We start from the raw sequence: 22,631 nt of genomic DNA on the forward strand, positions 1-22,631 counted from the left end.
AATCGCGCGGACGCGCAAAGCGGGATTTCGCGCAAGCCTGTTAAGAAAGTGCGTTTCGGTCTGCCCTCGCCCGTCAGTTGATATACGGCGTCAGGCCGCTTTTCGCCAGAGGGGATAGCGAACCAGCTTTTCGCGCGCGGGGACAAGGGCCTCGATCACCTCGGCGGGCTGCAGGGCCGAGAGGATCGCGGGATCGGCCGCGTTCATCCCGCCTGTCAGGCTTCCGAAGGCCGGAAGGATCAGCCGGTTGCCGCTTTTGACCACGCAGGGCCGGGCAATGCGCCGTCCGCGCGTTTCGATGACGAGGCGCGGGTGGAAATGGCCGGAAAGCTCGGCCTGGGTCGTTCCCTGCTGCGCCATGTGACGCAGCGTGAGGCCGCCGATGGCCAGTTCCTCGACGCAGGTGCCTCCGGCTCCGGCGTCCAGCTCCAGATCGTGGTTGCCGGTGATCCACACCCAGTCGAGCGACCGGGTGAGCGCGGCCAGCATTCCTGCGGCGTGCGGCTCCATACGTTCGGGCCCCATGCTGTCATGGAAATTGTCACCCAGCGCGAAGACTCGCCGCGCGCCTGTGTGCCGCACCGCCACGGCGAGCCGCTCCAGCGTTTCGCGGCTGTCGTAAGGCGGGAGCATCTGGCCCGTGCGCGCGAAGAAGCTGCCTTTTTCCAGGTGCAGGTCGGCCACCAGCAGGGCCTGCTCGCGCGGCCAGTACACGGCGCTGGCCTGTCCCGGCGCGGCGGTGACGAGCTGCATTTCCTGATTATGGAACGAAAAGGGAACCATGGCTTTCCCTTGCCGCAGGCCATGCGATTTGGCAAGCGCGCACGATGACCGACTGGACCCCTTACACCGCCCGCGCCAGCGCATGGTTCCAATCCCTGCGGGACAGCATCTGTGCCGAATTCGAAGCGATCGAGCGCGAGGCCGGTTCCGATGCGGGCTTTGAATACACGTCGTGGGAACGCGTGGCCGTCGAAGGCGGGGAAGGGGATACCGGCGGCGGCACGCGCGGGTTGATGAAAGGCAAGGTGTTCGAGAAAGTCGGCGTCAACATCTCCACGGTGGCGGGGGGACTCGCCAAGGATTTTGCCGCGTCGATCAACGGAGCCTCGGCCGATCAGAACGCTTTTTCGGCCACCGGCATCAGTCTCGTGGCGCATATGGCCAATCCGCATGTGCCGGCAGTCCACATGAACACGCGGTTCCTGACGACCACCAAGGCCTGGTTCGGGGGCGGGGCCGATCTCAATCCGCCGCTGCCCTATGACGAGGATACCGCCGAGTTCCACGCGGAATTCAAGGCGGCCTGCGATGCCCACGGTGCCGATTACTACGAGCGCTTCAAGGCCTGGGCGGACGAGTATTTCTACATCCCGCACCGCAAGGTTCATCGCGGCGTGGGCGGCATCTTCTACGATCATCTGGAATGCGCCGACGAGGCTGCGTGGGAAGCCAACTTCGCGTTCACCAAGGCGGTGGGCGAAGCGTTTCTGGCCGTCTTCCCCCGGATCGTGCGCCGCCGCATGGGCATGGCGTTCACGCTGGCCGACAAGGCGCAGCAGCTCGAATGGCGCGGCCGCTATGCCGAATTCAACCTCGTCTATGACCGGGGCACGCTGTTCGGCCTGAAGACCGGCGGCAATGTCGATGCGATCCTGATGAGCCTGCCGCCCGAGGCGACCTGGAGCTGACCGGCCGGTTATCGCGATTTAATTTTTGATCTCTCCCGAAGAGAACCTAAGAGTTTGAACTCTAGGTTTTCTTTGGGGTGCGATATGCGATCTGGCGGTTTTCCCTGTCTTCTTGCGCTTTCTGTGGCACTGGCCGGTTGTGGCGGCGGTGGGGGCAGTTCTTCCACGGGGTCGGGCGCCGCGGCGGCAACGCCGACACCCACGCCCAGCCCGACCGCCACGTCGACCGCCTGTTCGCTTGCTTCCCGCCAGCAATGGGCGCTGGCGCAGTTGCAGGAGTGGTATCTGTTCCCCGACCTGCTGGATAGTTCGGCCAATCCGGCCAGCTATTCGACGGTCAGCGATTATATCGATGCCCTTGTCGCGCCGGCACGGGCGCAATCGAAGGATCGCTATTTCACCTATCTCACCTCCATCTCGGAGGAGAACGCCTATTACCAGCAGGGCTCGACGGCCGGTTGGGGCGTGCGGCTCGGTTTCGACTACAGCGCCAACCGCCTCTACGTGGTCGAAGCCTATGAGGGGGCGCCGGGCCTTGCGGCGGGCATGGACCGGGGAACCGAGATCATCGCGATCGGCACTTCGACATCCAATCTCGAGTCGGTCCAGTCGCTGGTTCAGAACGGCGGCACGCAGGCGATCAGCGATGCGCTGGGGCCGTCCACAGTGGGCACTACGCGCGTGCTGCAACTGCGCCAGCCCGACAGTTCGATCTCCACGGTCAGCGTGACCAAGCAGGACTACACGCTGCTGCCGGTTTCCTCGCGCTATGGCGCCAAGGTGATCGACGATAACGGGCGCAAGGTCGGCTACATCAACTTGCGCACGTTCGTCGATACCGCCGATCCGGCGCTGCGCAGCGCCTTTGCCGATTTCAAGGCGCAGGGGATTACCGATGTCGTTGTCGATCTGCGCTATAACGGCGGCGGGCTGATCTCGATTTCCGAGCTGTTCTCCGACCTGCTCAATGCCCAGCACACCGGCCAGGTGCAGAGCTACACGACGTTTCGCGATTCGAAGTCGAGCAACAACGAGACCAATTACTTCTCCAGCCAGCCCGAGGCGATCGCGGCCACCCGCATTGCCTTCATCGGCACCGGCAATACCGCGTCGGCCAGCGAACTGCTGATCAATGCCGAGAAGCCCTATCTCGGCTCCAATGCGGCGCTGATCGGCAGCAATACCTATGGCAAGCCGGTGGGGCAGGTCGGGCTCGACAATGCGCCTTGCGACGACCGTCTGCGCGCGGTGGCGCTCAAGGTCGAGAACGCCAATCACGAGGGCGATTATTACACCGGCCTTGCCAGCGTGCTGCCGGTGACGTGCCAGGCGAGCGACAACATCTCGTATCAGCTCGGCGATCCGCAGGAGCCGTCGATCAAGGCGGCGCTCGATTTCCTCGACGGGCGCAGCTGCACGGCCATTGCCTCGACCGGGCTGGCGCAGCAGAGCGTCGGCCGGCGCCTGCTGCAGGCGGCGAAGCCGACGGCTATCCAGCGTGAGCTGCCCGGCGTTTATTGATCGCCCGGCACAGGCCGGTCAGGAGGGAATGCCTGACCGGCTCTTCATCAGCGGCTGGATGCGGGTGCCGAAAGCCTCGACGCCTTCGATGAAGTCGTCGAAGGTCAGCAGCACGCCGCCGGTGTTCGGCACTTCGGCCATTTCGTCGAGCATCCGGGCCACGGTTTCATAGCTGCCCACCAGGGTGCCCATGTTGATGTTCACCGCGCCTTCGGGGGCAGCGAGTTGGCGGACGTTGGTGTCGGTGTTGACGGTGTCCTTGGCACCCTGATCGGCGAGCCAGGCAATCGCGTCGAGATCGACGCCCTCGTTGTAGAGCTTCCACTTGGCCATGGCTTCCTCGTCGGTCTCGGCGGCAATGATCATGACGAGCACGAAGACCCGCACGTCGCGCCCGGTTTCGGCGGTGAACTTCGCCAGGCGTTCGTTGTTGGATGCGAAAGCCGTGGGGGTGTTGACGCCGACGCCGAGGCAGAAGGCATAGTCCGCCCACTTGGCCGAAAAGCCAAGGCCGGCATCGGACGAGCCGGCGCAGATGATCTTCATGTCGCCTTGCGGCTGGGGCCGGACGAGGCAATCGTCCATCTGGTAGTACTCGCCCTTGAAGTCGCTGCGGCCGGTCTCCCACAGCTCGCGCAGGATCTGGGCGTATTCGTCCAGCATCTTGTAGCGGTTGCGGAAATGCTCGTCGCCCGGCCAGAGGCCCATCTGGGTATATTCGGGCGGCTGCCAGCCGGTGATGAGGTTGAGACCGAAACGGCCGTGGCTGATGCTGTCGATGGTGTTGCACATGCGCGCGGCGAAGGCCGGCGGGATGATCAGCGTGGGGCAGGTGGCGAAGATCTTGATCTTCTCCGTCATGGCCGCGAGGCCGGACATCAGGGTGAAGCTTTCCAGCCCGTATTCCCAGAACTCGCTCTTGCCGCCGAAGCCGCGCAGCTTGATCATCGACAGCAGGAAATCGAGCCCGTGCTTCTCGGCGCGCAGGGCGATCTCCTTGTTGAGATCGAACGTCGGCATGTATTGCGGCGAAGTGGTGCTGATCAGCCAGCCGTTGTTGTTGATGGGAACGAATACGCCGACTTGCATAGGCTTAGCTCCTGAGAAATTCGAGCACGATGCGGTTGAAATGGTCCGGATCGGTCACGTTGCAGGCATGGCCGCCCCACTTGAAGGTTTCGATCCGGGCGCCCGGAAACGATGCGGCCAGTTCGCGGGAGGAGGCGAAGGGGACCAGAAAGTCGTCGCGCGTGGCAATGGCCAGCAGCGGGGGAAGCGAGGCGATGGCCGAATGATGCGGGGCATAGGCCTGCACGGCGGCAATCCGTTTTTCCATTGTTTCAGCCCCGGGGAAGGCCGCGAGGTGGCGTGGCAGCTCGGCAGTGAGCTGCGCATCGTGGCTGGCGATCCAGTCAGGGGGAAACAGGAACAGCGGTTGTGCCTGCAGGAAGGCCTCGGCCCCGGCAGCACGCAGCAGGGCCAGCCGTGTTTCGAAGCACCTGCGTGTATGCGGCGAAAGCGTCCGCCAGGCGTTGATCGCGACGAGCCGCTCGATCCGCCCGGATGCGAGTGCGGCCTCGATCCCGATCATGCCGCCCAAGGCGTGGCCGACAAGGCTGGCACGCCAGATCTCCAGCGCATCCATCAGGGACAACACGTCCTGCGCCATATCGGCAATGGACAGGTTGCCGGGCAGGGCCCGGTCGCTGCGGCCCGTGCCGCGATGGTCGTAGGCGATGACGCGATGCTGCGCGGCCAGTGCGGGAATATTCGGCGTCCAATATCCTGCCGAGCCGCCAAGCCCGCTGGAAAGGATCACCGGCGGAGCGTCTGCCGGGCCGTGAACCTCGTAATAAAGCCCTGTGGCTTCAGGCAAGGTGTGCGACCGAGGCGATCTCGACGAGGCAGTCCGGCTTCACGAGATCGCATTTGATGCAGTAGCGCGCCGGCTTGTCGCCGGGGAAGTATTCGGCATAGACCGTGTTGAAGGCGGCGTAGTCGGCCATGTCCTTCAGGAAGATGTGGTTCATGGCGATGTCCGCCATGGTGCCCCCGGCGGCTTCGACCGTGGTCTTGATCGCTTCCAGCACATGGCGCGTCTGCGCGGCGGCATCGCCCGGATAGAGCACTGTGCCGCCTTCGCCCAGCGCCAGCATACCGGAGACATAGACGGTGTTTCCCGCTTTCGCCCCGGCAGAATACGGCGCGATCGGCGTGGGGAATTCGGGCGGGTTGATCGGTTCGAAAGGCATGGCGCTATCCTTTTGGCGGAAGCTGGCTGACAGCCGTGTGGAAATCGGCGGTGGTGCTGACCCAGCCGAAGAACTTCTCGACATTGTAAACCGTGGCCTGCTGGATGAAGTCCGGCCCGAGATGATGCGTCGCATCTTCCAGCAGCACGCCGAAATATTCGAGGTGGAACCCATCGCGCAGAGTGGATTCGACGCAGACATTGGTGGCGATGCCGGTGAACACCAGCGTGCGGATGCCGCGGGCGCGCAGCACGCTGTCGAGCTGCGAATTGAAGAAGGCCGAATAGCGCGGCTTGTGCACCCGCAGATCGCCGTCTTTCGGGGCGAGCGCCTCGACCAGTTCATAGTCCCAGCCGCCGCGCGCCAGGAACCGGCCCGCCAGTTCGGGGCGCTTGCGCATGGTCTTGAGCGCGTTGGACTTGTGCCAGTTGGGGGAGAGGGGGGTGCCTGCCTCGGTATAGCCGGCGTCCCAGCCGTTCTGCAGGAAGATCACCGGCATTCCGGCTGAACGTGCCGTATCGAGCACTTCCGCGATCTTGCCGATGACGCTGGCCGCGGGGCCGACGTCGAAGCCGGCCTCGTCCACATAGCCGCCCTTGCTGGCATAGGCATTCTGCATATCGACCACGATCACGGCGGTTGTCGCGGGATCGAGCCGGATCGGTTCGGGACGTGCGGGCAGGATGACCGAGGGGCCCGTGCTGGCGGGCGTGGGATCGACGACAGGTTCGCTCACCCACATACTATTGTGCAGGCGCAATGATTGATCAAGCTGTCGAAATTTGTGAACGAAGTGTTCCGTTTTATGAGGCTTGCCCGAAGCTTGCGCCGAAACGGACGCGAGCGTTTCCATAAATTAACTGCTTGGGAAATTCCCTCTATGGAATGGATGCACGGCAATTCTTTTAAGGCGGACAACGCGAAAGGGACGCCGTGAGCAAGAAACTGGCCATCGTACTCAGTGGCGGCGGAGCGAAAGGGGCGTTCCAGGTCGGCGTTCTCGATGCCCTGATGGGCAAATACGGCGTGAAGCCGCACATCGTTATCGGCACGTCCACCGGGGCGATCCAGGCCCTTGGTGCGGCGCAGGGCGATATCGAGCGGCTCAAGGCGTTCTGGCTTGGCCTTCGCAAGGACAGCGACATCTACAAGAAGCGGTTTCTCCCCTTTGCCGTGCTGTTTGGCTCCAAGGCGATCTATGACGCGGGGCCGCTGCGCAAGCTGCTCGCCGGGCTCTACGATCCCGCGCGGCTTGCAGCATCGGGGATCGGCTTGCGGCTCGGCGTGGTGAACCTGCAGTCCGGCAATTTCCGGACGATCGACCAGAACGTGCCGGGGACCGACAACTGGGTCTATGCCAGTTGCGCCATGCCGGTCTATTTCGATCCGCTCGAAACCAGCGACGGCGGCCAGTGGGTGGACGGCGGCGTGCGCGACGTAACGCCGCTCGGTGCGGCGATGAAGGAAAACCCCACCGGCATTCTGGTGGTTCGCGCCTCGCCGCCGGCCGGGGGCGCTGAGGACAAGACCTTCGGAGGGCTGGTGTCGATCGGGCTGCGCTCGGTCGGGCTCCTGCAGTCGGAAGTCTCGCGCAACGATCTGGAGAATACCGGCCTCATCAACGACACCCTGCTGGCGCGCAACCGGATGTGGGCGGAACTGACGCAGGCGGGCCATTCTCCGGAAGAGGTGCTGCGGCTGCTTTCGCCGCTCGACGAGACGGTGGCGCGCTATCGGTTCGTACCGGTACGCACGATCGAACCGCTTGAGAACTACTCGGACACGCTGGAATTCGATCCCGCCAAGATCCGCCGGGCCATGGCCGCCGGTGTCGCGGCGGTCGATGCGCACTGGGAGCAGATCAAGGATATCGTGACCTGACAGTGCGTTTTGCGCGCCAGGCTGTCGTCCTGACGAAGGCGCCTGCGTTGCAAAATGTGCAACTTTTGGGCTTCCCTCTTGTGGCATTGCAAAAAATCCTGACATGACAGGGTAACATGCTCCGCCAGTACGAACTCGTCGAACGCGTCAAGGAATACGCGCCGGAGGCCGATGAGGCCCTCCTCAACCGTGCCTATGTCTATACCGTGCAGAAGCACGGCTCACAAAAGCGCGCGAGCGGCGACCCGTATTTCAGCCATCCGGTGGAAGTGGCCGGCCTGATGACCGAGCTGAAGCTCGACCAGCAGACCATCATTACCGCGCTGCTCCACGATACGGTGGAAGACACCCTCGCCACGATCGACGAGATCGAGAAGCTGTTCGGGCCCGATGTCGCAAGGCTGGTCGACGGCGTCACCAAGCTCTCGAAGATCGAGGTGATGACCGAGAGCGAGCGGGCGGCGGAAAACCTGCGCAAGTTCCTCCTCGCGATGAGCGAGGACTTGCGTGTCCTGCTGGTGAAGCTGGCGGACCGTCTGCACAACATGCGCACGCTGCACTTCATCAAGAAGCCCGAAAAGCGCCAGCGCATCGCCCGCGAGACCATGGATATCTACGCGCCCCTGGCCGAGCGCGTCGGCATGTACGAGTATATGCGCGAAATGCAGTTGCTGGCCTTCGAGCAACTGGAGCCGGAAGGCTATGCCACGATCACCGGGCGGCTGGCGCAGATCCGCAGCCAGGAAGGCGGTCAGGTCGATGCCATTGCCCTTGCGATCAAGCAGGCGCTGGCCGAAGCGGGCCTGCAGGTCGAAGTGACCGGCCGCGAGAAGCACCCCTATTCGATCTGGAAAAAGATGGCCGAACGCCATGTGACGTTCGAGCAGATCACCGACATCATGGCGTTTCGCGTCCTGACCGAAACGCCCGATGACTGTTACCGCGCGCTGGGCGTGTTGCACCAGACCTGGCAGATGATCCCGGGGCGCTTCAAGGACTACATCTCCACGCCCAAGTCCAACGGCTACAAATCGCTCCACACCGCGCTGATCTACGAGAACTCGATGCGCATGGAAGTGCAGATCCGTACGCGCGAGATGCACCGCACCAACGAGTTCGGTCTGGCGGCCCACTGGGCCTACAAGCAGGGCGGAACGCGCCCCGACGGGCAAGTCGGCTGGCTGCGCGATCTCATCGAGATCGTCGATACCAGCCACGATGCCGAGGAATTGCTGGAGCACACCAAGCTGGCGATCTATCAGGATCGCATCTTCGCTTTCACGCCCAAGGGCTCGCTGAACCAGTTGCCCAAGGGGTCGACCGCGGTCGACTTCGCTTATGCAGTGCACACCGACCTCGGCAACGCGGCGGTCGGCGCCAAGATCAACGGCCGCCACGTGCCCTTGCGCACCCAGCTGGCCAACGGCGATGTCATCGAGATCATCAAGAGCCCCAATTCGGAGCCGCAACTGTCCTGGCTGGGCTTTGTCGTGACCGGGAAGGCCCGCGCTGCCATCCGCCGCGCCGTTCGCGCCAAGGAACGCGCGGAAGTGGCCGAGATCGGGGCCAAGCTGTTCGACGAGATCGCCGGCCGCCTGCCGCAGCGCATCGGCAAGAAGGCGATCGCCATTGCCATCAAGCGCCTCGAACTGCGCGACGAGGAAGACCTCATGTTCGCGATCGGCTCGGCGCGCCTGACCGACCGTGAAGTGATGGAAGCGCTGGTGCCGGGCAGCACGGCAGAGCTTCCCGACGAGTCCGAGTGGAATCGCGCCGAGCGGGCGATCTCGATCCGGGGACTGACGCCGGGCATGGGTTTTGAACTCGCCGAATGCTGTCACCCGGTCCCCGGCGATCGCATCGTCGGCCTTCGCCGGCCGGACAAGAAGGTGGAAGTCCACACGATCGACTGTCTCACGCTGGCGAACGGCGTCGATGCCGATTGGCTGGACCTTTCCTGGGGCGAGCGGACCACCGGCGCGGTGGGGCGCCTGCGGCTGGTGCTCTACAACCGGCCCGGCACGCTTGCCGAAGTGACCCAGATCTTTGCGTCCAGCCGCGCCAATGTCACCAACTTGCAGATGGTCCAGCGTGACGAGCCTTTCGGCACTTACGAGGTGGACCTGGAAGTGACCGATCTGGCGCACCTGACGCGTATCATCGGCGCCCTGCGTGCCAGCGAGGCCGTTTCGGAAGCCGTGCGTATCTGACGCTGCCAGGGAGTGTTTGGAGAATGCCTGTTTGGGGCACTCTCCAGACGAATTCTCAGACGTCGAGGAAGACCAGCACCTCGTCTCCGTCGGCCAGATCCTCGACCCGGCGCACCGCGGCTTTGACCGGCAGCAGCCAGCCGCCGCCGGACTTGCTGGGGAACACCGACGTGGCAAAGGCGGTTTCGCCGATCCGTGCCCTGACCTTGAGCGATCCGAAGCCGCGCGCAGTGCCTTCCAGCTTGCGGATCAGTGCCGTGCCGGAGAGCGCCTCGCCTGCTGCGCCATCGATCGTGATGAAATGCCAGGTCCCGCTGCCGGACGCGCCCGTCCAGCGCCATAGCCGTCCGGTATGCGAGAGGTGTTCGGCAGAATCTGTCATCCGCGGCGTGCCTGCAATGCTATGGCTGCACGGTGCGGACAGGCACCGGGACGTTGCAGATGTCCACGCCGCCGGCCGGCCGGATATAGAAATCGTCCTTCCGGTTGGCGCGCTTGTCCAGGTAGGCGGCAAAGCTCTTGCTCTGCGTCGAAAGGTATTCGTAGGCAGGCAGGTCCGGGATTTCGCTGCCCAGCCGGACCGAAAGGATGGCCGTCCGTTCCGCAGGCGTTTCATAAAAACCGAGCTCACCCGTGCCGCGCGGGAGTGAGGAGAGGTTTTCCATGCCCGCAATCACACGCCCGACCACCGCGATATTGCGGTCCAGCTGGCGCGGGGCATGGCCGATGACAGCGTAGAGCTCCGCTCCGGTCCCGGTATCGGGAGAGAGATTGCGGCCGACACCGACAGTGCCATAGCAATGGGTCGGCCATATGTGCGCTCCGTCAGAGGCGACAGGCCATCCTGCCTCGAAACCCGTGACAAGGGCATAGGGATCGCGCCCGTGCAGGACTTCGGCAGGCGTCATGTCACTGACCCGCGACATCACGGCGGCAAGCTCTTCCAGCGCAGCGATCTTGCGCCTCAGGTCGGCATCGGTGGCGGTGGAAGCATCCGCCTCATATTCGGCTTCAGGCATTGTCCGGAGTTCATGGGGAAGCGGCTTGGCCTTTCCCGGCACTTCGCCATCGGGATCGCCCCATTGCACGACATAGTTGTCCTGCACCCGGACGATCGCGATCCCGTCATACCAGCGCGCGGCGACAAGCTTGCGGATGTTCCCGACCCACCCTTGGGAGAACGGCCCAGGCATGAGCTGGATCACCACCCGCCGGGCCCTGCCATCGGTCGCAGGAGCGAGGTCCATGACAACCAGATCTGCCGGCGCGATTCGGACCCAGTCCGGCGCCGGCGCGGCGTCCACGATCTGGTTGGGCGTCTGCAATACAGTGGCTTCTTCGGCTGCCGCTGAATGCGGCGATACCGAAGCTGCGAGCAGGGACAGGGCAACGCCCGGAAGAAATTTGCGCATGTCATGCAAGATGCCATGCCTAGACCGCTTGCGAAACCCCGCGCCCCACGCTAGGGCGCGTCGCCTACCAGTGCATGCGGAGCGGTGGCCGAGTGGTCGAAGGCGCTCGCCTGGAAAGTGAGTATACGTCAAAAGCGTATCGAGGGTTCGAATCCCTCCCGCTCCGCCATTTCGCCCTTCGCGGGCGTTCGCCACAGCCCGGAAAATTCAATTAAAGCTCTGAAAATACGCCAGATTTAACCGCTGGCGTTCGTGGCCATTCGCTGCGGTCCGGAAGCTGATGTGGGGCTGAGTGTGGGGCTGTGAGGGGTTGGTGGGGTTCAAAACAGGGGGCTTAGATGGTATCCTCCAGCCCATGGGAAAGCTGACCCCAGCCATGATCAAGGACCTCACCGAGCCCGGGCGTTACTCCGACGGCGAGGGATTGCTTCTGCAGATTTCCCCTTCGGGCGGGAAAAGCTGGCTCATGCGCGTCCAGGTCAATGGCCGCCGCCGGGACATCGGGCTCGGTGAACTCCGGCATGTGAGCCTTCGCGATGCGAGGCTTGAAGCGGCGGCGATCAAGAAGCTCGCCAAGTCCGGGATCGATCCGCTCGAAGAACGGCGGAAAGTCGAGATCGTCATCCCGACCTTCGAGCAGGCAGCGAAGCGCGCGCACGCAGAAATGGTCAAGGGCTGGAAGAACGGGAAGCACACCAAGCAGTGGATCAAGACGCTTGAGCTCTATGCCTATCCCAAGCTGGGCAAGCTGAGGGTCGACCAGATCGAAGGGCCGATCATCCGCGACGTGCTTGCGGAAATCTGGCTGGACATTCCGGAGACCGCCCGGCGTGTCCGTCAGCGCATCGGTACTGTGCTCGACTGGTCCTATGCCAATGGCTTCCGGGCCAGCGAGGCTCCGATGCGCTCCATTTCCAAAGGCTTGCCCCGCCAGCCCCGGAAGACCGGACATTTCGCCGCACTGCCCCACGCCGAGGTGCCGGCGTTCATGAAGCGCCTGCGCGCACGCGGCCTCAGCAGCAGCAGGTTGGCGCTCGAGGCGCTGATATTGACGGCGGTCCGATCCGGCGAGGTACGCGGAGCCAGATGGTCCGAACTCGATGACGATCTGACCCTCTGGACCATTCCTGCCGAACGCATGAAAGCTGGTGCCGAACATGCGGTGCCCCTGTCGGCGCAGGCTGCGGACGTTTTCCGTCAGGCACAGGTGCTACGGATCAAAGGATGCGACCTGATCTTTCCGGGCGCCACGTCGGGTTCGGCGCTTTCGGACATGGCGCTGCTGGAACTTGTGCGCGGCATGGACCTGCCGGCGACCGTGCATGGCTTCCGATCGAGTTTCCGTGATTGGGCCGCAGAGGAAACGGATGTGCCGCGCGAGATCGCCGAAGCGGCGCTGGCGCATACACTCGAAAACAAGGTCGAGGCGGCCTATCGGCGCACGGACTTCCTGGCCAAGCGGCGCGATCTGATGAAGGCCTGGGCCGACTTTTGCCTTCCGCCCGTCAAGACCCGATCCCGGCTGCAAGCCGAGCGAAAGAATGCCTCGGCCGTCCGCGCTTCCGAGGTTGCGGCGCCTCCGCGCCAGCCACGACGGACTGTCGTTCGACAAATCGTTCAAGGCTCCTGACCACGATCAGCGTGGCCCGCCCGACCTTTATGACGTCGATCTCGCGTGCCGCGATCAGCTCGTAGAGTTTGGTCTTCCCGATGCCCAGCATGCGCGCCGCGTCCGGCACGCGGATGGTCAGTGCGTCCTTGCGACTGAGGCTCGGGCCGCTCTCTATCACCCGCCGCGTGCTCCGAGACGCTCGCGCGCCTTTACAAAGGCGCGGTCGCTATCGAGGAATGCGGACAGTATCGCCGGGACCAGTTCGCTGACCGGCTCTTCCCGGCCATAGGCTTCGGCATAGATCCGGGCGTAGTCCTGAAGCGCCTGATGCAGATCTGGCAATACCGTGATCGTGAGCTTCACCGGGGTTCGGTCGGGAATGCGAGCAAGCTTGAGGTCGACCATGGTCTTCTCCTATCCGCGCCACGGCGCGAGAATGAGATCGCGATGGACGATCAGCCGTACCGGCGCGCCGGGCCGGATCGTGATCGTCGGCTGGATCTGCAGATTGCGGGATGTGATCTGGTCGCCGGCGCGGGACACGTTCTGCTGCGTCGATTCCCGGATCGCCTGGACGAGGTCGCTTTCGCCGGTGAATGTCAGGTTCGCACCCACGCCGAGCAGGGTCGAGATCGCCACGCCTTTGAGTAGGGTCCAGGTGTGGTAGTCCACTTTGTCCGAAAGACCCGCATAGCCCGACGGATCGGTGGCGGGCACATTGTCGAGCCGGATGGAGCTGCCGTCGGGCATGACGATCCGCTGCCAGACGATGAGCGCGCGGCTCTGCCCGAACGCCACGACCGAATCATAGCTGCCGATCAGTCGCGCGCCTTGCGGAATGAGCAGGATGCGCCCCGTGGCGCTGTCATAGGTGTTCTCGGTGACCTGGGCAGTGACCAGCCCCGGCAGGTCGGAGCGCAGGCCGGTGATCAGGCTTGCCGAAATCACACTGCCCGCCGACAGGGTATAAGGTGATAGCGGTGGTGTCAGGACATGGGGATTGACGTCGCCGCGCGGATCGAGGTTCCCGACGAAGGCTTCCTTGCGTCCCTGCGCATTGGGATCGGTCGCCGGATCGAGCGCCAGTTTCGGCGGACTGGGCTGGGCACCCTCTCCAGCAGGTACGCTGGCCGTCGGTGCTTCGGCGGATGCCGCTGCCTGCCGTCCATGTACCAACACACCGGATTCGCGCGCGGCCTTCAGTTCGGCAAGCTGGCGCTCACGCTCGGCCGCCTCGGCCTGCTGGCGTTGCTGGTCGCTCGAATTGATCCCGGTTGCAAGCTGCTGCTGGCGATCGAGGATCGGTTTGCCGAGGTCGCCGGGAAGCGGCGGCCCGAGCCGTGGCACATCCCCATAGCTTGCCGGCAGGCCGTTCAGCGTGTCGCTGGCAGGGCGCAGATTGGGTTGGGAGAGTTCCTCCTGACCCGTGACGCGGTGGAACAGGCGCGGCTTCAGCGCCAGCCAGGTCACCGTCATGAGGCTGACCGATCCCAGCGCCGCGATGGCGATGATGACGCCGCGCTTGAACCGGATCGCGCGCGGCGGGCGCGAACGGAGCGCCAGGCTCTCTGGATCGAGCTTGGCGGGTTGGGTCGTCGTCGCCTCGGTCACGACGGCCTCCGGCGGCTGGTCGCTTCACCGGTCCGGCTGATCCGCACCACGTCTTGATGCTTGAGCCCGAGGCGGAGTTCGGCCGCATCGAAGATCCTGTCGACGACATAGTAGCGGCCCTGCACGCGGTAGTTGACCAGTTCGGCATTGCCTTTAGCATCCACCAGGAACAGCGGCGGCGCTACGCTTTCGCCAAGACTGGTCGGGAACTCGATGAACGTCTGCCGCCCGTCATCGAACGCGCGCAGCGGTCGCCAGACGGGCTTGTCGCCAGTGATGGCATAGCCGAAGTGCAACTGGTCGATGGCAAGCCCCGAAGCCACCGGCTGCGCTGCTCGCGCCGCTTCGGCCGCAGCCTTGAGCGCGATGAGCGCGTCCTGCGGATAGGTCCAGGAAAGCGCCGACATGGCCGTGCGCGCGGTACTGGTGAGCGCCAGATGATAAGTCCGCCGATCGGTGGTGATGATCACATTGGTGGCGAGCCCAGCGGTAAATGGCTTTACCAGCACATGCGTGCGCCTGGTCTCACCCGAACCGCTAGTGGTATCGCCGATGACCCAGCGCACGGTGTCGCCCGCCGCCACGGCCACCAGCGTCTCGCCGGGCTGGAGCGCGATGTCGGTGACTTGGCCTGGCGCGGTCAGCACATGGTAGATCACGCCGTCGCTGTACGGAAAGACCTGCACTGCATTGAGATAGCCGCCGGTCGCCGGTTCGAGCGTCGCGGCGCGATTGGCGGCCCGGACGCCCAGTTCGGCGGACGATGGTGGGATATGGCGGCGGCGCGGAGCCGGCGTGGCAGCCTTTGGTGGCGAAACGACTGGTCCGTTCGGCGGCGTCGCGACCGCAACCGACGGCACCGCTGCGTTCGCGGGCAATGCCGGAACGGTCGATGTGGTCTGGGCGGCAGCGGGAGCAGCGAGGGCAAGTGCCGTCGCTGCTAGAAGAGTCGTTTTCATGGCTGGAACTCCTGATTTGTGGCAGCGCCGAGGTTGGGGTTGAGCGGCGATCCAGCGGGGATGCTTGCCGGCGGCGGCAGTGCTGAGCGCGCCGGCGCGACGGCCGTTGGCGAGGAACCGGCTGGCTCGAGTTCACGGCTCCAGTCGATCGCATCGACATAGATGCCGAGTGGGTTCTTCCTCAGCACCTCGGCGCTGGTCGGCGGCACCATCTGGATGGTCAGGATCGCGGTCCAATGCGAGGTGCCTGCCTGGGCGCCGCGCTCGTAGGCGGTCTCGACCCATTTGATCTGGAACGACTTGTCCGAGGCGCGCACCACACTGGTGACCTGCACCGAGACGGTGCGCTCGCCGATGTGACCGAACGGATCGGCGGCGCGGGCGTAATCGCCGAGGAATATGCTCCCGCGCTTGGTCGTGAAATCGTAGGCCGAAAGCCAGTCCTGGCGCATCAGCACCGGATCGAGCGAGACCGAGCGCACATGCTCGATGAACCGGGAGAGGAACCATGCGACTTGGCTGTCGGTCGGCTGATAGTCCCTGTCGGCGGGCTGGACGGCGCGCGCCTCGCCGAGCTTGTCGACCTCGACCACATAGGGAACGACGCGGCTTTGCAGCGACTGCCACAGCAGGCCGCCCGACAGCGCGGTGGCGAGGCCCAGGCAGCCGAAGGCCATCAACCTCCAGTTGCGGGCTTGGACGCGGGCGGAGCCAATGCGTTCGTCCCAGAGTTGCCCGGCACGTTGATAGGGTGTCTCTGGCTCGGGTGTATGTCCATATCGCTGGACGGCGCGCTTGAAAATCATGAGGATCAATCCTCCCTTTCCTTGATGTCGGGGGTTGCGCCATGACCGCCACGATCGCCGGATTGGACGGCGTGCATGGCGGTCTGGCGGTGATGGCGGGCGCTCTGCTGCGTCTTCATCGCCCGCGCCCATCCGGGCATCGACGATGCGCTATCCGTGGTTTGCGTGGCGGCGGATGCGTCACGTCCTGCCATGGTGTTGAACGCGGCCTGGCGGCCGGTCTCGGCGGCTTCGCCAAGACCCAGCGCGGCCGATATCCCCGACCGCGCGGCACCGGCCGCGGCGCTCGCCATGCCGCCGATCCCGGCGCCGACGCTGGATGAGCCCGCGCCTTCCTGTCCGAGGGTGTAGGCGGTCGACGCCGCCGAACCCATCGCGGTGCCAGCGCGAACCGCGCCAAGGCCGGCGGCGGCCAGGCCGCGGGCAGCACCGACCGTCCCTGCGCCGCCGAGGTACATGATGCCGCCCGCGCCAAGCGCGGTGCCGAGCGCTGCGCCCGCCCCCAGTTGCGGCGCGCCCGCGACAAGACCCGAGGCAATGCCGGGACCGAAGATGCCGAGCCCGAAAAGAGCAAGGCTTGCCAGCACCAGGCTCATGGCCTGTCCGATGTCGGGTTCCTGACCCTGGAGCGCGGTGGTGAACTGGGTGAAGTAGTTCGAGCCGATGCCGACGATGACCGCGAGCACCATGACCTTGATGCCGGAGGACACGACATTGCCCAGCACGCGCTCGGCGAGGAAGCTCGTCCGGTTCCACAGTGCGAAGGGCACGAGGATGAAGCCGGCCAGTGAGGTCAGCTTGAACTCGAGGATGGTGACGAACATCTGCACGGCGAGGATGAAGAAGGCGAGGATCACGATCACCCACGCGACCAGCAGCACCACGATCGTCAGGAAATTATCGAAGAAGGTCGTGAAGCCGAGATACTGGTTGACCTGTTGGAGCAGCGGCCAGGCGGCGGAAAAGCCGGTTCCGGCAAGGCGACCGGGCTTCAGCAGATCGGCAGCGGTGATTGTCCCACCGCCGGCGGTCAGCCCGGCCTGTGCAAACGATCGGAAGATGATGTCGCTGAGGGTCGAGAAGCTGTTGATGATGAACGCGAAGGCGCCGATGTAGAGGATCTTGCGTATCAGGCGGCCGAGCACATTGTCCTCGCCGCCCAGCGCCCAGAACAGCCCGGCGAGCGTGATGTCGAGCGCAATCAGCGTGCGCGTCAAAAAGCTGACGTCGCCGCCCAGGAGGCCGAACCCGCTGTCGATGTAGCGAATGAAGGCTGCCATGAATTGATCGATGACGTTGAGGTCGCCCATGCGCTTCGCGTCCTGATGTTCGTTTCAAAAAGATGCCGCGAGGCCCAGTCTCGGGGAGCGGGAGCCGGGCCTCGCGGCGACGGCGGCGACAGAGGCGCGGGAAATCGCCGCCGCCCTGGCCGGCCGCGGCCTACTGAGGCGTGTAGGCGCTGCCGGACCCGAGGAATTTCGCCGAGGCGCTCTGGGCATCGGTCCGCGACTGGGCCTGGTTCGCCCGTTCGATCGCCTCGGCGCGGTATTGCGCCGCCATCAGCGTCTGGATCTGGAACTGCTGCTTGGCGACGAGCGCCAGAAGCTGGTTGGTCGCCTGACTGGCCTGCAGTGCGCCTTCGGCACTCTGGCTCCGCGCGATGATGCCCGTCAGCGCTGCCTGGTCGGCGGCGATATTCTCGACCACCTGGGCCTGGATACTCATCGTCTGCTCGAAGGCCGCGCGCGCGGCGTCCATCCGCGCCCGGGCGATTTGCACCTGCTGGCTGGTGGTCAGGCTTTGCGCGAAGCTATCGGGATAGAGCGAGCGGAACTGCCGGTCGAGGTTTGCGACTTTGAACTGGATACCCTGCGCCTGGCCCATCAACTGGTCGATCTGCTGCATGGTCTGCTTGAGTGCCTGCAACTCTGGGAAGCTGATCGTCGTCAGGTTCTTCGCCTGATTGATGAGGCCCTGCGCCTGGTTCTGCAGCATGCGGATCTGGTTGTTGATCTGCTCAAGCGTGCGCGCTGCGGTGAGGATGTTCTGGCTGTAGTTCGAGGGATCGAACACGATGATCGCCTGGGCAGGCTCGCTCGTCGCCAGCGTGGCGAGGGCAAGCGTGCCGGTGATGGCACAGCCGAGCACGCCGGCGATGAGGGGCTTCTTGAAAGGCAGCATTCTGGTCATGATCATTCTCCGGGGGCTGGAGGTTGGGGAGCGGTGGATTGGGCGGCGCGGGGAAACTCGCCGATCAGATCAGCGGCCCAGGCGAGATCGGCAGAGCGCAGGAAGTGGCCGGCAAAGTTCTCCGCGCCGTGCTCGGCGAGAAGGCCGTCAATTCGCTTCTGGCTGTCGGGATCGGACGCACCGCAGAGCGCTAGCGCGATCGGCCCCAGGCCGAGTTCCAACAGGCGGTTGCCGCGCGCCGATTGCAGATAATAATGCCGCTTGGGCGTGGCACGGCTGACCAGTTCGATCTGCCGGTCATTGAGGCCGAAGCGCTCATAGGCGGCGCGTGACTGCGGTTCGATGGCGCGGTCGTTGGGTAGCAATATCCGCTGTGGGCAGCTTTCGATGATGGCGGGTGCGATACCGCTGTCGGCGATATCGGCGAGGCTCTGCGTCGCGAAGAGCACCGCGACGTTCTTCTTGCGCAGCGTCTTCAGCCATTCGCGGATGCGGGCGGCGAAGAGCGGATGGTCGAGGAAGATCCAGGCCTCATCCAGGATCAGCAGGGTCGGACGGCCGTCGAAGCGTTCCTCGAGCCGGTGGAAGAGGTAGGTCAGCACCGGGGCGACCACCCCGGATTGCCCCATCAGCGCCTCGGTCTCGAAGCACTGGACATCGGCCAGCGCGAGGTTCTGCTCGGCCGCATCGAGGAGGCGGCCAAAAGGTCCCTCGAGCGTGTAGGCCGTCAGCGCGGTGCGAAGCGCGTTCGACTGGAGCAGCATGGCGAGCCCGGTGAGCGTGCGCTCCTGGGGAGGCGCCGAAGCGAGGCTGTTCAGCGCGGACCAGACAGCGTCCTTGACCTCGGGCGTGACCACGACCTTTTCGTGTGCCAGTAGCGCCGCGATCCATTCCGCCGCCCAGCTGCGTTCACCGGCATCGTCGATCCGGCGCAGCGGCTGGAACGCCAGGGCATCCTCGCCATGGGGGCCGCGCTCCGCGCCGAGCCCGAGGGCATGGTACGCGCCGCCCATGGCCAGCACCGCCGCGCGGGCCGAGAAGCCCTTGTCGAAGACATAGACCTGCGAGCGGGCGTAGCGCCGGAACTGCAACGCGATCAGTGCCAGCAACACCGACTTGCCGGCGCCGGTCGGCCCGACGACGAGCATATGTCCGACATCGCCGACATGGGTCGAGAACCGGAACGGCGTCGATCCGCTCGTCTGCGCATGGAGCAGCGGCGGCGCGCCCAGATGACGGTTCTCCGCCGGTCCCGCCCAGATCGATGACAGCGGCATGAGATGGGCGAGGTTCAGCGTATGGACGAGCGGCTGGCGGACGTTGGCATAGGCCTGGCCGGGGAGCGAGGACAGCCAGGCCTCGACGGCGTTCAGGCTCTCGCGAACGCAGGTGAAGCCGAGCCCGTTGACGATCCGCTCGACCGCGCGGACCTTGTCTTCCACCCGCGTTCTATCGGTATCGGCGACGGTGATCGTGGTGGTCAAGTAGCCGAAGGCGACATGATCGCCGCCGAGCGCCTGCAGCGCGAGATCGGCATCGACCACCTTATTGTCCGCGTCGGTGTCGAGGAGCTGGACCGGCTGGTTGTACATCACCTCGCGCAGCAGCGCGGTGATCGACTTGCGCTTGTTGAACCATTGTCGCCTGATCCTGGTCAGTGCCTTGGTCGCGTCCTGCTTGTCGAGCGCGATGAAGCGGGTGACCCAGCGGTAGCCGAAATCCTGGTGGTTGAGCGCGTCGAGGATGCCGGGTCGGCTGAGGTTCGGGAATCCCAGCACTGTCAGCGTGCGTAGATGGGTTCGTCCAAGCCTCGGCTCGAGTCCGCCGACCAGCGGCGTGTCGGCGAGCAGCGCATCGAGGTAGATTGGCGTCTCGGGCGCCGCGACCGCATGGCCGCGATCGGAAATCGTGCCATGGAGATAGGTCAGCGTCTCGGCGTCATCCAGCGCACGCACTTCGGGCATGAAGCCGGAGAGAAGGTCGAGAATGCGGTCGGTTTCCGCGATGAAACCGGCAAGGCTGGCACGCCAGTCGCGGCCCTGAGCATCATCGGGCCGTTCGACCAGGCTCCGTCCGGCAGCATCGCTGCTGTCGGCGGGCGGCAGCCATGCCAGCGTGCCGTGATAGATGCTCTCGAAATGCTGGCCCTCGGCTTCGAACCCGGCGCGCCGTTCCTGGTCGACCAGCCAGGACGCGGCGTCGGGAAAGGCGCTGTCCGGATAGCCCTGGCTCCCGCGCCGCTCGGCCTCGAAGAACAGTGTCCAACCGGTGCCGAGGCGCTTCAGCACATTGTTGGCGCGCGCGCAGGCCGAGACGAGTTCGGCTTCTGTCGCGCTTTCGAGATCGGGACCGCGAAAGGCGAAGCTGCGCTGGAAGCTGCCATCCTTGTTGAGGACGACACCGGGCGCGACCAGCGCGGCCCAGGGCAGATGGTCGGCGAGGCGGTCGGCCCGCGACCGATATTCGGCGAGGTTCAGCATGCCAGATATCCCTTCTGGCGCAGATGGCGGAGCAGCACGGGCGCGAAATCGGGGTCGCGGCGGGCGGAAAACACCGCGATGCTGTGGCCGACCGCCCAGAGCGCGATGCCGACCAGCCATTGCTGGAGGCCGAGACCGACCGCCGCCGCCATCGTGCCGTTGACGATCGCGATCATGCGCGGTGCGCCGCCGAGCAGGATCGGCGACCCCAGGCTGGCGTGGATCGGCGCCTCGAAGCCAGCAACATGACCGTTGTCGATGTGGCTCATGCGACGAGTGCCCCGCCGCCGAAGCTGAAGAAGGACAGGAAGAACGACGAAGCCGCGAACGCGATCGACAGGCCGAAGATGATCTGGATCAGCCGGCGGAACCCGCCCGCCGTCTCGCCGAAGGCCAGGGTCAAACCGGTCACGATGATGATGATCACCGCGACGATCTTGGCGACCGGCCCCTGCACCGATTCCAGCACCTGCTGGAGCGGCTGTTCCCAGGGCATGCCGGACCCGCTGGCATGGGCCGTCCCGGTCAGGGTGAGCGAAAGGCCGAGCATCAGGCCGGTCAGGAAAAGGCGGTCACGATTGGGAATGGGAAAGGTGCGCATGTCAGTCTCCTGTGTGGTCAGGGGTTGGGGAGAGATCGACGACGGCGTAGCCGCCATCGGGGTCGAGGCCCGCGACGCAGGCGATCGTCTCGATGCGCCGCGCGGTGCCGCGGCCGGCGATGAAGACGATCAGGTTGATCGCCTCGGCGACCAGACGGCGCGGCACGGTGACGACGGCTTCCTGGATGAGCTGTTCGATCCGGTAGAGCGCGGACGATGCGCTGTTGGCGTGGACGGTCGCGATCCCGCCGGGATGGCCGGTGTTCCACGCCTTGAGCATGTCGAGCGCTTCGCCGCCGCGAACCTCGCCGACGATGATGCGGTCGGGCCGCAGGCGCAGTGTCGAGCGAACCAGGTCGCCCATGGTGACGGCGCCCGCTCTCGTCCTGAGCGCCACCGTATCGTGGGCGGGCGACTGCAGTTCGCGCGTGTCCTCGATCAGGATGACCCGCTCGTCGAGATGCGCCATCTCGGCGAGCAGCGCATTGGCGAGCGTGGTCTTGCCCGAGCTGGTCCCGCCGGCGATCAGGATGTTCCGGCGATCGACCACTGCCAGCGAAAGCATACGGGCGGCCTCGGCCGACATGATGCCGTCGGCCACATAGTCCATCAGGGTATAGACCCGCGCTGCGGGCTTCCTGATCGAGAAGCAGGGCGCGGTCGAGACCGGCGGCAGAATGCCTTCGAAGCGTTCGCCGGCACCTTGCCCATGCGGCGGCAGCTCGGCCGAGACGATCGGGCGCTCGCCATGGACCTCGGCACGGGCATGCGATGCCACCAGCCGGATGATCCGCTCGACCTGAGAGCCATCGAGCTTCACGTCGGTATCGACCCGGCCTTCACCGAGGATGTCGACGCGGAGCGCGCCGTCGGGATTGACCATGATTTCGATGACGCGGGGATCGGAGAGCGCGGCCGCGATCGCCGGCCCCATCGCGGTGCGCAGCATGGCGCGGCGACGGTCGGCAGATACAGTATCGGATGGGGCCGACATTACGACTTGCCTCCCTTCGCTTCGGGCGGCGCCAGCGTGCGTGTACCCGCCGCGATCTGGCGGCCGACCTGGGCGACGAAGGATTCGAAACGGTCACGCCCGATGGCGCGGCCTGCGGCGTCGGCCTCGGGCAGCGGAGCCGTCACCATCAGCTGGTAGCGGACGAACAGCGACAGGCTTTCCAGCAGGACATCGATGTCGCGCCGCGCGCCGTCGAGCTCGCGCGACAGCCGGTCGAGACGGACCTTCAAAAGATCGTCGATTTCCTTGGTCCCCCGGCGCGCAAGCCAGTCCCGGAGCGCGTCGTTGACCAGATGACTCTTGTTCCCACGGTTGCCGGCGGCGAGCGCTTCGAGCGCGTCGCCGATCTCGCGGTCGAGATAGAGGTTCTGGCGAATCTTCATCGCCGCC

The 22,631-nt window shown here is 65.1% G+C and carries 24 protein-coding genes, 1 tRNA gene and 1 pseudogene; 7 read left to right on the forward strand and 19 right to left on the reverse strand.

The genetic code is table 11. The features are described from left to right. Window positions 1–90 precede the first annotated feature (90 nt). Window positions 91–783, reverse strand: coding sequence for a ligase-associated DNA damage response endonuclease PdeM (pdeM, locus tag NN5_RS08330; protein WP_067733811.1), 693 nt, complete (start codon window positions 781–783; stop codon window positions 91–93). 44 nt (window positions 784–827) lie between these two features. Here pdeM and hemF point away from each other — a divergent pair, with 44 nt between their 5' ends. Both hemF and NN5_RS08340 read left to right on the forward strand, forming a co-directional pair. Further along, window positions 828–1,691 (forward strand): oxygen-dependent coproporphyrinogen oxidase, encoded by an 864-nt coding sequence (gene hemF, locus NN5_RS08335; protein ID WP_067733813.1) that lies wholly within the window; start codon window positions 828–830, stop codon window positions 1,689–1,691. Between the two features lie 123 nt (window positions 1,692–1,814). Next, the gene (locus NN5_RS08340) at window positions 1,815–3,212 is read left to right on the forward strand and encodes a S41 family peptidase (RefSeq protein WP_245656352.1); all 1,398 of its coding nucleotides are present in this window, start codon (window positions 1,815–1,817) and stop codon (window positions 3,210–3,212) included. Window positions 3,213–3,230: 18 nt separating this feature from the next. Here NN5_RS08340 and rutA read toward each other — a convergent pair whose 3' ends face one another. The 4 genes from rutA to rutB are packed head-to-tail and all read right to left on the reverse strand — an operon-like array spanning window position 3,231 to window position 6,206. After that, window positions 3,231–4,301, reverse strand: a complete 1,071-nt coding sequence (gene rutA, locus NN5_RS08345) for a pyrimidine utilization protein A (protein ID WP_067733816.1) — start codon at window positions 4,299–4,301, stop codon at window positions 3,231–3,233. 4 nt (window positions 4,302–4,305) lie between these two features. Then, window positions 4,306–5,088 (reverse strand): pyrimidine utilization protein D, encoded by a 783-nt coding sequence (gene rutD, locus NN5_RS08350; protein WP_067733817.1) that lies wholly within the window; start codon window positions 5,086–5,088, stop codon window positions 4,306–4,308. Then, window positions 5,081–5,464 (reverse strand): pyrimidine utilization protein C, encoded by a 384-nt coding sequence (gene rutC, locus NN5_RS08355; RefSeq protein ID WP_067733818.1) that lies wholly within the window; start codon window positions 5,462–5,464, stop codon window positions 5,081–5,083. Before rutC ends, rutD begins: the two co-directional genes overlap by 8 nt. 4 nt (window positions 5,465–5,468) lie before the next feature. Then, window positions 5,469–6,206, reverse strand: a complete 738-nt coding sequence (gene rutB / locus NN5_RS08360) for a pyrimidine utilization protein B (RefSeq protein WP_067733819.1) — start codon at window positions 6,204–6,206, stop codon at window positions 5,469–5,471. A 21-nt stretch (window positions 6,207–6,227) separates the two neighbouring features. Here rutB and NN5_RS25750 point away from each other — a divergent pair, with 21 nt between their 5' ends. The 3 genes from NN5_RS25750 (at window position 6,228) to NN5_RS08370 (ending at window position 9,555) form a co-directional block, all read left to right on the forward strand. After that, complete coding sequence (locus NN5_RS25750; RefSeq protein ID WP_157081062.1) at window positions 6,228–6,401, forward strand: hypothetical protein; 174 nt, start codon at window positions 6,228–6,230, stop codon at window positions 6,399–6,401. After that, entirely contained in the window at window positions 6,398–7,345 is a 948-nt protein-coding gene (locus NN5_RS08365; protein WP_067733820.1) for a patatin-like phospholipase family protein, read from the forward strand. Before NN5_RS25750 ends, NN5_RS08365 begins: the two co-directional genes overlap by 4 nt. Window positions 7,346–7,461: 116 nt before the next feature. Then, on the forward strand, window positions 7,462–9,555 hold the full coding sequence (locus NN5_RS08370) for a RelA/SpoT family protein (protein WP_067733821.1): 2,094 nt from the start codon (window positions 7,462–7,464) through the stop codon (window positions 9,553–9,555). 55 nt (window positions 9,556–9,610) lie between these two features. On the opposite strand, the gene NN5_RS08375 is transcribed toward NN5_RS08370, so the two are convergent. Further along, a complete protein-coding gene (locus tag NN5_RS08375) occupies window positions 9,611–9,937 on the reverse strand; it encodes a DUF1905 domain-containing protein (RefSeq protein ID WP_067733822.1) in 327 nt (108 codons plus the stop codon). A 19-nt stretch (window positions 9,938–9,956) separates the two neighbouring features. Continuing rightward, window positions 9,957–10,967: a peptidylprolyl isomerase gene (locus NN5_RS08380; protein ID WP_067733823.1), complete on the reverse strand. Its 1,011-nt coding sequence runs from the start codon at window positions 10,965–10,967 to the stop codon at window positions 9,957–9,959. A gap of 78 nt (window positions 10,968–11,045) precedes the next feature. On the opposite strand from NN5_RS08380, the gene NN5_RS08385 reads away from it, so the two are divergent. Together NN5_RS08385 and NN5_RS08390 are read left to right on the forward strand one after the other, a co-directional pair. After that, window positions 11,046–11,136: transfer RNA gene (locus tag NN5_RS08385), tRNA-Ser, on the forward strand. A gap of 186 nt (window positions 11,137–11,322) precedes the next feature. After that, window positions 11,323–12,597 (forward strand): tyrosine-type recombinase/integrase, encoded by a 1,275-nt coding sequence (locus NN5_RS08390; protein WP_084384816.1) that lies wholly within the window; start codon window positions 11,323–11,325, stop codon window positions 12,595–12,597. Window positions 12,598–12,622: 25 nt separating this feature from the next. On the opposite strand, the pseudogene NN5_RS26835 reads toward NN5_RS08390, so the two are convergent. From NN5_RS26835 to NN5_RS08445, 12 genes and pseudogenes are all read right to left on the reverse strand, one after another. Further along, window positions 12,623–12,688 (reverse strand): annotated as a pseudogene (locus NN5_RS26835) (excisionase); the annotation flags it as partial. Window positions 12,689–12,753: 65 nt separating this feature from the next. After that, the gene (locus NN5_RS08395) at window positions 12,754–12,984 is read right to left on the reverse strand and encodes a DUF2274 domain-containing protein (protein WP_067733824.1); all 231 of its coding nucleotides are present in this window, start codon (window positions 12,982–12,984) and stop codon (window positions 12,754–12,756) included. 9 nt (window positions 12,985–12,993) lie between these two features. Beyond that, window positions 12,994–14,190: a TraB/TrbI/VirB10 family type IV secretion system protein gene (locus tag NN5_RS08400; RefSeq protein WP_067733825.1), complete on the reverse strand. Its 1,197-nt coding sequence runs from the start codon at window positions 14,188–14,190 to the stop codon at window positions 12,994–12,996. Beyond that, the gene (gene trbG, locus NN5_RS08405) at window positions 14,187–15,149 is read right to left on the reverse strand and encodes a P-type conjugative transfer protein TrbG (protein WP_067733826.1); all 963 of its coding nucleotides are present in this window, start codon (window positions 15,147–15,149) and stop codon (window positions 14,187–14,189) included. Before trbG ends, NN5_RS08400 begins: the two co-directional genes overlap by 4 nt. Further along, complete coding sequence (gene trbF / locus NN5_RS08410; protein ID WP_067733842.1) at window positions 15,146–15,955, reverse strand: conjugal transfer protein TrbF; 810 nt, start codon at window positions 15,953–15,955, stop codon at window positions 15,146–15,148. Before trbF ends, trbG begins: the two co-directional genes overlap by 4 nt. A 5-nt stretch (window positions 15,956–15,960) precedes the next feature. After that, window positions 15,961–17,265: a P-type conjugative transfer protein TrbL gene (gene trbL / locus NN5_RS08415; RefSeq protein ID WP_067733827.1), complete on the reverse strand. Its 1,305-nt coding sequence runs from the start codon at window positions 17,263–17,265 to the stop codon at window positions 15,961–15,963. A 130-nt stretch (window positions 17,266–17,395) separates the two neighbouring features. Then, on the reverse strand, window positions 17,396–18,151 hold the full coding sequence (gene trbJ, locus NN5_RS08420; RefSeq protein WP_084384817.1) for a P-type conjugative transfer protein TrbJ: 756 nt from the start codon (window positions 18,149–18,151) through the stop codon (window positions 17,396–17,398). Next, window positions 18,148–20,625 (reverse strand): conjugal transfer protein TrbE, encoded by a 2,478-nt coding sequence (trbE, locus tag NN5_RS08425; RefSeq protein WP_067733829.1) that lies wholly within the window; start codon window positions 20,623–20,625, stop codon window positions 18,148–18,150. Before trbE ends, trbJ begins: the two co-directional genes overlap by 4 nt. Then, a complete protein-coding gene (locus NN5_RS08430; RefSeq protein ID WP_067733830.1) occupies window positions 20,619–20,894 on the reverse strand; it encodes a VirB3 family type IV secretion system protein in 276 nt (91 codons plus the stop codon). The genes trbE and NN5_RS08430 overlap by 7 nt, the downstream gene beginning before the upstream one ends. Continuing rightward, the gene (locus NN5_RS08435) at window positions 20,891–21,226 is read right to left on the reverse strand and encodes a TrbC/VirB2 family type IV secretion system protein (protein ID WP_037524533.1); all 336 of its coding nucleotides are present in this window, start codon (window positions 21,224–21,226) and stop codon (window positions 20,891–20,893) included. The genes NN5_RS08430 and NN5_RS08435 overlap by 4 nt, the downstream gene beginning before the upstream one ends. A 1-nt stretch (window position 21,227) precedes the next feature. Continuing rightward, window positions 21,228–22,220, reverse strand: coding sequence for a P-type conjugative transfer ATPase TrbB (gene trbB, locus NN5_RS08440; RefSeq protein ID WP_067733831.1), 993 nt, complete (start codon window positions 22,218–22,220; stop codon window positions 21,228–21,230). Continuing rightward, the gene (locus tag NN5_RS08445; RefSeq protein WP_067733832.1) at window positions 22,220–22,624 is read right to left on the reverse strand and encodes a CopG family transcriptional regulator; all 405 of its coding nucleotides are present in this window, start codon (window positions 22,622–22,624) and stop codon (window positions 22,220–22,222) included. Before NN5_RS08445 ends, trbB begins: the two co-directional genes overlap by 1 nt. Window positions 22,625–22,631: the final 7 nt, after the last annotated feature.

The organism is Novosphingobium naphthalenivorans NBRC 102051, from assembly GCF_001590985.1.
Lineage (GTDB): Bacteria > Pseudomonadota > Alphaproteobacteria > Sphingomonadales > Sphingomonadaceae > Novosphingobium > Novosphingobium naphthalenivorans.

Coding starts and splice junctions, on each gene's coding strand:
- NN5_RS08380 (WP_067733823.1), bottom strand. CDS start 10,967: ATGCGCAAATTTCTTCCGGGCGTTGCCCTGTCCCTGCTCGCAGCTTCG.
- trbB (WP_067733831.1), bottom strand. CDS start 22,220: ATGTCGGCCCCATCCGATACTGTATCTGCCGACCGTCGCCGCGCCATG.
- NN5_RS08430 (WP_067733830.1), bottom strand. CDS start 20,894: ATGAGCCACATCGACAACGGTCATGTTGCTGGCTTCGAGGCGCCGATC.
- trbL (WP_067733827.1), bottom strand. CDS start 17,265: ATGGGCGACCTCAACGTCATCGATCAATTCATGGCAGCCTTCATTCGC.
- NN5_RS08435 (WP_037524533.1), bottom strand. CDS start 21,226: ATGCGCACCTTTCCCATTCCCAATCGTGACCGCCTTTTCCTGACCGGC.
- NN5_RS08390 (WP_084384816.1), top strand. CDS start 11,323: ATGGGAAAGCTGACCCCAGCCATGATCAAGGACCTCACCGAGCCCGGG.
- trbG (WP_067733826.1), bottom strand. CDS start 15,149: ATGAAAACGACTCTTCTAGCAGCGACGGCACTTGCCCTCGCTGCTCCC.
- rutB (WP_067733819.1), bottom strand. CDS start 6,206: ATGTGGGTGAGCGAACCTGTCGTCGATCCCACGCCCGCCAGCACGGGC.
- trbJ (WP_084384817.1), bottom strand. CDS start 18,151: ATGATCATGACCAGAATGCTGCCTTTCAAGAAGCCCCTCATCGCCGGC.
- trbE (WP_067733829.1), bottom strand. CDS start 20,625: ATGCTGAACCTCGCCGAATATCGGTCGCGGGCCGACCGCCTCGCCGAC.
- NN5_RS08370 (WP_067733821.1), top strand. CDS start 7,462: ATGCTCCGCCAGTACGAACTCGTCGAACGCGTCAAGGAATACGCGCCG.
- trbF (WP_067733842.1), bottom strand. CDS start 15,955: ATGATTTTCAAGCGCGCCGTCCAGCGATATGGACATACACCCGAGCCA.
- NN5_RS08395 (WP_067733824.1), bottom strand. CDS start 12,984: ATGGTCGACCTCAAGCTTGCTCGCATTCCCGACCGAACCCCGGTGAAG.
- pdeM (WP_067733811.1), bottom strand. CDS start 783: ATGGTTCCCTTTTCGTTCCATAATCAGGAAATGCAGCTCGTCACCGCC.
- NN5_RS08375 (WP_067733822.1), bottom strand. CDS start 9,937: ATGACAGATTCTGCCGAACACCTCTCGCATACCGGACGGCTATGGCGC.
- hemF (WP_067733813.1), top strand. CDS start 828: ATGACCGACTGGACCCCTTACACCGCCCGCGCCAGCGCATGGTTCCAA.
- rutC (WP_067733818.1), bottom strand. CDS start 5,464: ATGCCTTTCGAACCGATCAACCCGCCCGAATTCCCCACGCCGATCGCG.
- rutA (WP_067733816.1), bottom strand. CDS start 4,301: ATGCAAGTCGGCGTATTCGTTCCCATCAACAACAACGGCTGGCTGATC.
- NN5_RS08445 (WP_067733832.1), bottom strand. CDS start 22,624: ATGAAGATTCGCCAGAACCTCTATCTCGACCGCGAGATCGGCGACGCG.